Origin of the sequence: Actinomadura sp. NPDC048394 (assembly GCF_040651755.1) — a bacterium.
GTDB classification, from domain to species: Bacteria; Actinomycetota; Actinomycetes; order Streptosporangiales; family Streptosporangiaceae; genus Spirillospora; species Spirillospora montaniterrae.
In genome coordinates this window covers 1-8,011 of sequence record NZ_JBEZJL010000155.1, presented here as the reverse complement: position 1 = coordinate 8,011, position 8,011 = coordinate 1, and the positions used below count along the sequence as shown (strand labels likewise).

Here is an 8,011-nt window from a genome sequence, read left to right as displayed (position 1 = left end):
CCCCTCCCCCTCAGACCCCCCCCCCCCCTCCCCGTCTCGCGGCGCCCACCCGCCGGTCGTCCGCCCGGTGGTTGAGCGGACCCCCGCCGCCCGCCCCGCGCAGCACCTGCGCGACGCGGTCCCGGTCGGCGTCACCGGCTCGCATTTCCGGCGTACCGGCGTGTTCCGGCAGGTTCGTCATGCCCCGAGACTAGACCAGCGGGGGCCGGACGCGACCGGCATTGCGTACGGCACGGCGACTACGTCACAACGACGACGCCGGAGCCGGCGTCGTCGGCCTACAGTCGCAGGTGTGCAGACGCTCCACGCCGGCGCGCCGCCCGGGCCCGCGCGATGGTGGCTCGCGCTGCGCGGCGCCGCCGCCCGGCATGTCCTCCTCGTCGACGCGCTGATCGCCGTTGTGCCCGGAGGCTCGATCGTCTGGGGCACGCTCGGCGAGATGAGCGGGCCGTCCGGCCGGCCGGGATGGCCCGGCACGCTGCTGGTCACGGCCGCCGCCGCGGCGTTGCTGCTGCGGCGCAGGGCACCGCTTCGGGGGTTCGCGGCGTCCTATGGCGCCACCCTCGCCTTCCTCCTGCTCGGCTATCCGTTCGGTCCCGTGATCCAGCTCGCCGGTCTCGCCATGTACGCGGTCGCCGCCTGGACGCCCACGCGGACGTCCGCCGCGGTCTGCGCCGCCGCGGCGGCCTGCTACCTCCCGCTGGAGGCGGTGTACCGGTGGACGGGCAAGCCGCCCTTCACCGCGCTGCTGCTGACGGCGGCCTGGCTGGTGCTTCCCTGGCTGCTGGGCGCCGGCGTGCGGGCCTACCGGGCGGCCGTCGCCGAGGCCGCCGCCGCCGACCGGCGCGAGTCCGCCTACGCCGAGCGCCTGCGGATCGCCCGCGAGGTGCACGACGTGGTGGGGCACAGCCTCGCCGTCATCAGCATGCAGGCGGGCGTGGCCCTGCACGTCCTGGACCGCGGGCCCGGGCCGCCGCCCGATGTGGCCGAGGCGCTGCGGGCGATCCGGACGGCGAGCACCGGCGCGCTCGGCGAGCTGCGGGCCGCCCTGTCGGACTTCCCCGGCCCCGACGGGACGCGCGTCCCGCCGCCCGGCCCCGGTCCCGGCCTCGACCGGCTGCCCGCGCTGGCCGCGTCGGTCGCGGGCCCCGCGCTGGACGTGGACGTGGTGGTCGAGGGCGAGCGCGGGAGCATCGCGGCGCCCGTGGACCTCGCCGCCTACCGCATCGCGCAGGAGGCGCTGACGAACGTCGTCCGGCATTCCGGCGCCCGCCGCGCCAGCGTGCGCGTCGCCTACGACCAGGCGGCGCTGCGGCTCACGGTCACCGACGACGGCCCCGGCGCCGCGGGCGGTGCGCGCGGTACGGGACGGGGCCTCGCCGGGATGCGCGAGCGGGCCGCCGCCCTCGGCGGCACGCTGCACGCCGGGCCGCGCGCGGACGGCCCCGGCTTCGAGGTCGCGGCCGTCCTGCCGCGCGGCGGGGCCGCCGCGTGATCCGGGTCGTGGTCGCCGACGACCAGCCGCTCGCCCGGATGGCGCTGCGGACCCTGCTCGCCGGCGAGGACGGCATGGAGCTGGCCGCCGAGGCCGCCGACGGCGCCGAGGCGCTCGCCGCCGTCCGCAGGGAACGGCCCGACGTGGTCCTGATGGACGTGCGGATGCCCGTCCTCGACGGCATCGAGGCGCTGCGCCGCATCACCGCCGACCCGGACCTCGCGGGCGCCCGGGTGGTGATGCTGACGACGTTCGGCATCGAGGAGCACATCTTCGACGCGCTGCACGCGGGCGCCTCCGGTTTCGTCACCAAGGACGCCGAGCCGGCCGACCTGCTGCGCGCGGTCCGGGTCGTCGCGGCGGGGGAGTCGCTGCTGTCGCCCGCCGTCACGCGCGCCGTCATCGCGCGGTTCGCGGGCGCGGAGGGCGCCGCGGCGCCGGTCGCCCGCGCGGGCATGGACCGGCTCACCGCGCGGGAGCGGGAGATCGTCGGCTGGGTCGCGGCGGGGCTGTCCAACGACGAGATCGCGGCACGGCTGGTGGTCAGCCCCGCCACCGTGCGCACCCACGTCAGCCGCGCGATGCTGAAGACGGCGGCGCGCGACCGCGCCCAGCTCGTCGTGTTCGCCTACCAGTCGGGCCTCGCGATCCCCCGGGTGTAGGCGCCGGGACGTACGGCGGCGTACGCCCGGTGCGGAGCCGGAATGCCGCTTCCGGGCCGACGCCCGCGACGGCCGCGCCGCCCCACCGTTGGCCCATGAGGATTTCCGGACGCCGCGGCAAATGGGTCGTGGTCGCCGCCTGGGTGCTGCTCATCGTCGCCGCCGCGCCGCTCGCCGGGCGGCTCGGCGGCGCGGCCGACAACGACGAGGAGAACTGGCTGCCGGCGGGCGCCGAGTCCACCCGCGCGCTGGCGCTGGCGGAGCGCGAGTTCCCGGCGGACCGGACGTCCGAGCTGGTCGTCGTGTACGCGCGGCCCGGCGGCGTCACCGCGGCCGACCGCGCCGCCGCCGAGCGGGACCGCGTGGAGCTGGCGCGGCTCGCGGAGGGCCCGGCCGCCGCGCCGCGGCCCTCCCCGGACGGCGAGGCGCTGCTGACCGCCGTCCCGGTCGCCTCGTCCGTGCTGGAGGACTCCGGCCGGGTGCGGCATCTCGTCGGCCGGGCCCGCGGCATCGTCGCGGACGGCCTGCCGCGGGGCCTCGACGCCGCGACGGCGGGCGCCGCCGCGTCCCGCGCCGACGCCTCCGCGGCCAACGGGCGGATGAGCGGTGCCCTGGTCGCGGTGACCGTGGCCGTGGTCGCGCTGCTGATGCTCGTCACCTACCGCAGCCCGCTGCTGCCGTTGGTGCCGCTGGCGGGGATCGCGGCGGGCGCGGTCGTCGCGCAGGCCGCCGCGTACCTGCTCGCCGCGCACGCGGGCGTCACCGTCAGCGGGACCGGCGAGTTCCTGCTCACCGTCCTGGTGTTCGGCGTCGGCACCGACTACGCGCTGCTGCTGGTCTCCCGGTACCGCGAGGAGCTGGGCCGGGAGGCGGACCGGCACGCCGCGATGGCCCGCGCGCTGCGCCGCTCGGCCGGGACGATCGCGGCGTCGACGGCGACGGTCGCGCTCGCCTCGCTCGCCCTGCTGCTCGCCGGCATGAACTCCACGAGCGGCCTCGGCCCGGTCATCGCCGTCGGCGCGGGCGCGGCGATGGCCGTGATGCTGACGCTGCTGCCCGCCCTGCTCGTCGTGCTCGGACGGCCGGTGTTCTGGCCCCGCGTCCCGCGTCCCGGCGCGGGCCCGACCCGACCGGTCGGCGTCTGGACGGCGGTGGCGGCGCTGGTCGGACGTGCCCCGCGCCGTACCGCGCTCGTGAGCGCAGTGGCGCTCGCCGGGCTGGCCGCCGGGCTCACCGTCCTGAACCCGGGCGACCTCACCGGCGCCGACAACTACACCCGCACCCCTCCCTTCGCGGTCGGCCAGCGGCTGGTCGACGAGCATTTCCCGGCGGGGTCGACCGCGCCGGCGGAGATGTACGCGCCCACCGGCTCGGCGAGGCAGGTGGCGGACGCGGCGCGCGGCGTGCGCGGTGTCGCGTCGGTGTCAGCCGCCGGCGTCTCGGCCTCCGGCGCCTGGGCCCGCATGACGGTCGTCCTGGACGACGGCCCTTCGACGCACGCGGCCCGGACCGCGATCGGCCGGCTGCGGGCCGCCGCGCACCGCGCGGACGGGAGAACTGTGGTCGGCGGCGCGGCGGCCACCGCGCTCGACACCGGCCGGGCCATGAGCCACGACCTGAAGGTCGTCTCGCCGGTCGTGCTGCTCGTGATCGCCGCCGTCCTCGGCTGCCTGCTGCGCGCCGCCGTCGCGCCGCTGGTGCTGCTCGGCGCGGTGCTGCTCTCGACGGGCGCGGCGGCCGGAGTCTCCGCGCTGGTGTTCCGCGCGGCCGGGTTCCCGCACACCGACCGGTCCGTGCTGACGCTCGGGCTGCTGTTCATGGTGGCGTTCGGCGTCGACTACACGATCTTCCTGATGGGGCGGGCGCGGGAGGAGGCGGCCCGGCGCGGCCACCGCGCGGGCGTCCTGCACGCGCTGGCGGCGACCGGGGAGGTCATCACCAGCGCGGGCACCGTGCTGGCCGCGACGTTCCTGGTGTTCACCGTCTCGCCGGTCGTGCTCAACATCCAGCTCGGGGTGCTCGTCGCGGCGGGCGTGCTGGTCGACGCGCTGATCGTCCGGTCGCTGCTCGTGCCCGCGCTGGCCCTGGCCGCCGGCCCGCGCCTGTGGTGGCCTTTCAGGCCGGGTCGAGGCGGACGATGACGGACTTGGAGGTCGGGGTGTTGCTCACGTCGGCGGTGCTGTCGAGCGGGACCAGGACGTTCGTCTCCGGGAAGTAGGCGGCGGCGCAGCCGCGCGCCGTGGGGTAGGAGACGACGCGGAAGGCCGGCGCCCGCCGCTCGACGCCGTCGGACCACTCCGACACCAGGTCGACCGTGGCGCCGTCGGCGACGCCGAGATCGGACAGGTCCTCCGGGTTGACGAACACGACGCGGCGCCCGGCCTTGATGCCGCGGTAGCGGTCGTCCAGGCCGTAGATGGTGGTGTTGTACTGGTCGTGGCTGCGGACGGTCTGGAGCAGCAGCCGGCCCTCCGGGACGCGCAGCACCTCCAGCTCGTTGACGGTGAGGTTGGCCTTGCCCGTGGCGGTCGGGAAGCGGCGCTCGTCGCGGGGCGCGTGCGGGAGCGTGAAGCCGGCGGGGGCGCGGACGCGGGCGTTGTAGTCGGCGAAGCCGGGGACGACCCGGGACACGTGGTCGCGGATCACGTCGTAGTCGCGCTCCATCGCGTCCCAGCCGATGCCGGAGCCGGGCAGCGTCGCCTGCGCGAGGCGGCAGACGATCGCGACCTCGGACAGCAGGTGCTCGGAGGCGGGGGCGAGCCGTCCGCGGGAGGCGTGCACCATGCCCATCGAGTCCTCGACGGAGACGAACTGCGGCCCGGACGCCCGCTCGTCGCGCTCGGTGCGGCCGAGCGTCGGCAGGATCAGCGCGATCTCGCCGGTCACCGCGTGCGAGCGGTTCAGCTTCGTCGACACCTGCGCGGTCAGCCGGCAGGACCGCAGCGCCCTCTCGGTGACCTCGGAGTCGGGGGTGGCGCGGACGAAGTTGCCGCCCATCCCGAAGAACACCTTCGCCTTGCCGTCGCGCATGGCGCGGATCGCGTCGACGGTGTCGAGGCCGTGCTCGCGCGGCGGCTCGAACGCGAACTCCGCGGCGAGCGCGTCGAGGAACTCCGGCTTGGGCTTCTCGTAGATGCCCATCGTCCGGTCGCCCTGGACGTTGGAGTGGCCGCGCACCGGGCAGACGCCCGCGCCGGGCCGGCCGATGTTGCCGCGCAGCAGCAGGAAGTTGACGACCTCGCGGATCGTCGGCACGGAGTTGCGGTGCTGGGTGAGGCCCATCGCCCAGCACACCACGATCCGCTTCGCGGCGAGCACGTCGCCGAGCGTCGCGGCGATCTCCCCGCGGGTCAGGCCGGTCGCCTCCAGGACGTCGTCCCAGTCGAGGCCGCGGACGTGCTTCTCGAACGCCTCGAAGCCGTGCGCGTGGGCGTCGAGGAACTCGCGGTCGAGGGCGTCGGGCGCGTCCGACTCGAGGAGCATCCGGTTGAGCGCCTGGAACAGCGCGAGGTCGCCGTTCAGCCGGATCTGCAGGAACCGGTCGGCGAGCGCCGTGCCGTGCCCGGTGACACCGGACGGCCGCTGCGGGTTCTTGAACCGCATCAGCCCCGCCTCGGGCAGTGGGTTCACCGCGACGATCCGGGCGCCCTCCTTCTTGGCCCGTTCCAGCGCCGACAGCATCCGCGGGTGGTTGGTGCCGGGGTTCTGCCCGACCACGAAGATCAGGTCGGCCTTGTACAGGTCGTCGAGCAGGACCGAGCCCTTCCCGATGCCGATCGTCTCCCCGAGCGCCGAACCGGACGACTCGTGGCACATGTTGCTGCAGTCGGGCAGGTTGTTCGTGCCGAACGCGCGGGCGAACAGCTGGTAGGCGAACGCGGCCTCGTTGCTGGTGCGCCCCGAGGTGTAGAAGACCGCCTCATCGGGGGAGTCCAGCGCGGCCAGCTCGGACGCCAGCAGGCCGAACGCCTCGTCCCACGCGACCGGCTCGTAGTGCTCCGACCCGGCGCGCTTGATCATCGGCTCGGTCAGCCGGCCCTGCTGCCCCAGCCAGTGGTCCGAGCGCTCCGCCAGCTCGGCGACGGTGTGCGCGGCGAAGAACGCGCGGGTGACGCGCCGCGTCGTCGCCTCCTCCGCGACGGCCTTGGCGCCGTTCTCGCAGAACTCGGCGACGTGCCGGTGGTCGCCCTCCGGCCACGCGCAGCCGGGGCAGTCGAACCCCCGCTTCTGGTTGACGCGCAGCAGCGTCAGCGCCGTCCGGCGGACGCCCATCTGGTCGTAGGACTGGCGCAGCGCCGCGGTGACGCCGGGGACGCCGGCCGCCCACGTCTTCGGTTCCGACACCCGCATCCCGGTGTCGTCGAAGTCATCGGCGGGCGCCTGGCGGGTCATCGTTCACATCCTCGCGATCGGGGTGCTTCCACTTTCGCACGCCGCGGGCCGTCCCGCGCCGTCGAGTTGCGCCCAATGGAAGCCCGCCGCCCGCTACTGCGGCGGGCCGTCGGCCAGTTGCAGCGTGGCGGCCGTCCGCGCGCCCTGCGGGGTGAACCATTCCATCCGGACGGTCTCGCCGGGATGGTGGGCGAGCATCAGCCCGGTGAGCGTGGTGGGCGAGTCGACGGTGGCGCCGCCGAGCGAGATGATCGTCGCGCCGACCGGCACGCCGGCCTCGTCGGCCGGGGTTCCCGGCACGACCTCGACCACCTGCGCGCCCTGCGTGTCGCCGGAGCGGACCTTCACCCCGAGCATCGCCGTCCGGCCGATGTGCACGGTCGACGACGCCTGGCCGCGGGCGATCTGCCGGGCGATCGCGAGGGCCCGGTCGGACGGGATGGCGTAGCCGCGGTGGGTGCTCTTCGGCTTGGACTTGCCGACGGTGAACGACGCCGACGCCGCGGTGTTGATGCCGATGACCCGGCCGCGGGTGTTCAGCAGCGGGCCGCCGGAGTCGCCCGGCCTGATCGGCGCGCTCGTCTCGATCATGCCGGTGAGCCGCTCGGAGGTGCCGTCGCTGTCGTCGCGGGCGGTGACGGTCTGGTCCAGGGAGGTGACCTTGCCGGTGACGACGGTCGGGGTGCCGCCCTTGCCGCCGGCGTTGCCGACGGCGGTGACCGGGTCGCCGACGCCCACCGAGGACGGGTCGCCGAACACGGCCGCCTTCAGCCGGGTCGCGCCGTACAGCCGGATCACCGCGACGTCGCTCTGCCGGTCGTAGCCGACGATCTGCGCGGTGTAGGAGCGCCGGTTGTCGGTGTCGGTGCCCTTGATCGTGGTGGCGCCCTGGATCACGTGGTTGTTGGTCAGCACGAGGCCGGAGGGGTCCATGACGATCCCGGTCCCGGCGGCGCGGGTGCTGTTCAGGCCCTGCTCGGTGTCGATGTTGACGACGCCGGGGCGCCGCCCGCTCGGCTTCTCGTGCTTGGCGACCGGCGTCTTGACCGGCGGCGGGACGTCCTCGGGGCCCGCGCCGCCGCCGTCGAGCGCCTGGCAGCCGGGCGCGACGAGGACCAGCAGCGCGACCAGGAGCATGGGAATCGCGGCGCGGAGACCGCGATGCTCGAAGACCTCGTTCACCGGCGCCTCCTAGCAGTTTCCTCCCATGATTCCCGATCCGGGGGGATTAGTCCTTGAGTCGGGCTCTTGACCATCCCCTGGAAAACCGCCGTTCAGTGCGCATCGGCCCGCCGCCCGCCCGGCACCGCCCGGCACCGCCCGCACCGCGCCGTCCCGGCCCCCGCACGGCAGCGGCCCGCCCCCGCACGGCAGCGGCCCCGGGGGGGGGGGGGGGCCCCCGGGCGGGGGCGCCCGCCGGGGGGGGGTGTCAGGGCGGGGTGGTGCGGGGCGGGGGGGCGGC

Annotated in this window: 6 protein-coding genes; 3 read left to right on the top strand and 3 right to left on the bottom strand. The window is 75.9% G+C overall.

The genetic code is table 11. The features are described from left to right. Nucleotides 1-10: 10 nt before the first annotated feature. Nucleotides 11-145, bottom strand: coding sequence for a DUF1707 domain-containing protein (locus AB0C78_RS50215; RefSeq protein ID WP_360762790.1), 135 nt, complete (start codon nt 143-145; stop codon nt 11-13). Nucleotides 146-292: 147 nt separating this feature from the next. On the opposite strand from AB0C78_RS50215, the gene AB0C78_RS50210 reads away from it, so the two are divergent. The 3 genes from AB0C78_RS50210 to AB0C78_RS50200 all read left to right on the top strand — a co-directional run bounded on the left by AB0C78_RS50210 (nt 293) and on the right by AB0C78_RS50200 (nt 4,298). Then, the gene (locus AB0C78_RS50210; protein WP_360762787.1) at nt 293-1,495 is read left to right on the top strand and encodes a histidine kinase; all 1,203 of its coding nucleotides are present in this window, start codon (nt 293-295) and stop codon (nt 1,493-1,495) included. Then, nucleotides 1,492-2,157, top strand: coding sequence for a response regulator transcription factor (locus AB0C78_RS50205; RefSeq protein WP_360762784.1), 666 nt, complete (start codon nt 1,492-1,494; stop codon nt 2,155-2,157). Before AB0C78_RS50210 ends, AB0C78_RS50205 begins: the two co-directional genes overlap by 4 nt. A 95-nt stretch (nt 2,158-2,252) precedes the next feature. Continuing rightward, complete coding sequence (locus AB0C78_RS50200; protein ID WP_360762781.1) at nt 2,253-4,298, top strand: MMPL family transporter; 2,046 nt, start codon at nt 2,253-2,255, stop codon at nt 4,296-4,298. Here AB0C78_RS50200 and AB0C78_RS50195 read toward each other — a convergent pair. Together AB0C78_RS50195 and AB0C78_RS50190 are read right to left on the bottom strand one after the other, a co-directional pair. Further along, nucleotides 4,273-6,549: an FdhF/YdeP family oxidoreductase gene (locus AB0C78_RS50195; protein WP_360762778.1), complete on the bottom strand. Its 2,277-nt coding sequence runs from the start codon at nt 6,547-6,549 to the stop codon at nt 4,273-4,275. The genes AB0C78_RS50200 and AB0C78_RS50195 overlap by 26 nt on opposite strands. 93 nt (nt 6,550-6,642) lie before the next feature. After that, a complete protein-coding gene (locus AB0C78_RS50190; protein ID WP_360762775.1) occupies nt 6,643-7,731 on the bottom strand; it encodes a trypsin-like peptidase domain-containing protein in 1,089 nt (362 codons plus the stop codon). Nucleotides 7,732-8,011 lie beyond the last annotated feature (280 nt).

What these genes read in the sequence shown, in the direction of transcription:
- AB0C78_RS50200 (WP_360762781.1), top strand. Translation starts at nt 2,253, where the DNA reads ATGAGGATTTCCGGACGCCGCGGCAAATGGGTCGTGGTCGCCGCCTGG.
- AB0C78_RS50195 (WP_360762778.1), bottom strand. Translation starts at nt 6,549, where the DNA reads ATGACCCGCCAGGCGCCCGCCGATGACTTCGACGACACCGGGATGCGG.
- AB0C78_RS50215 (WP_360762790.1), bottom strand. Translation starts at nt 145, where the DNA reads ATGCGAGCCGGTGACGCCGACCGGGACCGCGTCGCGCAGGTGCTGCGC.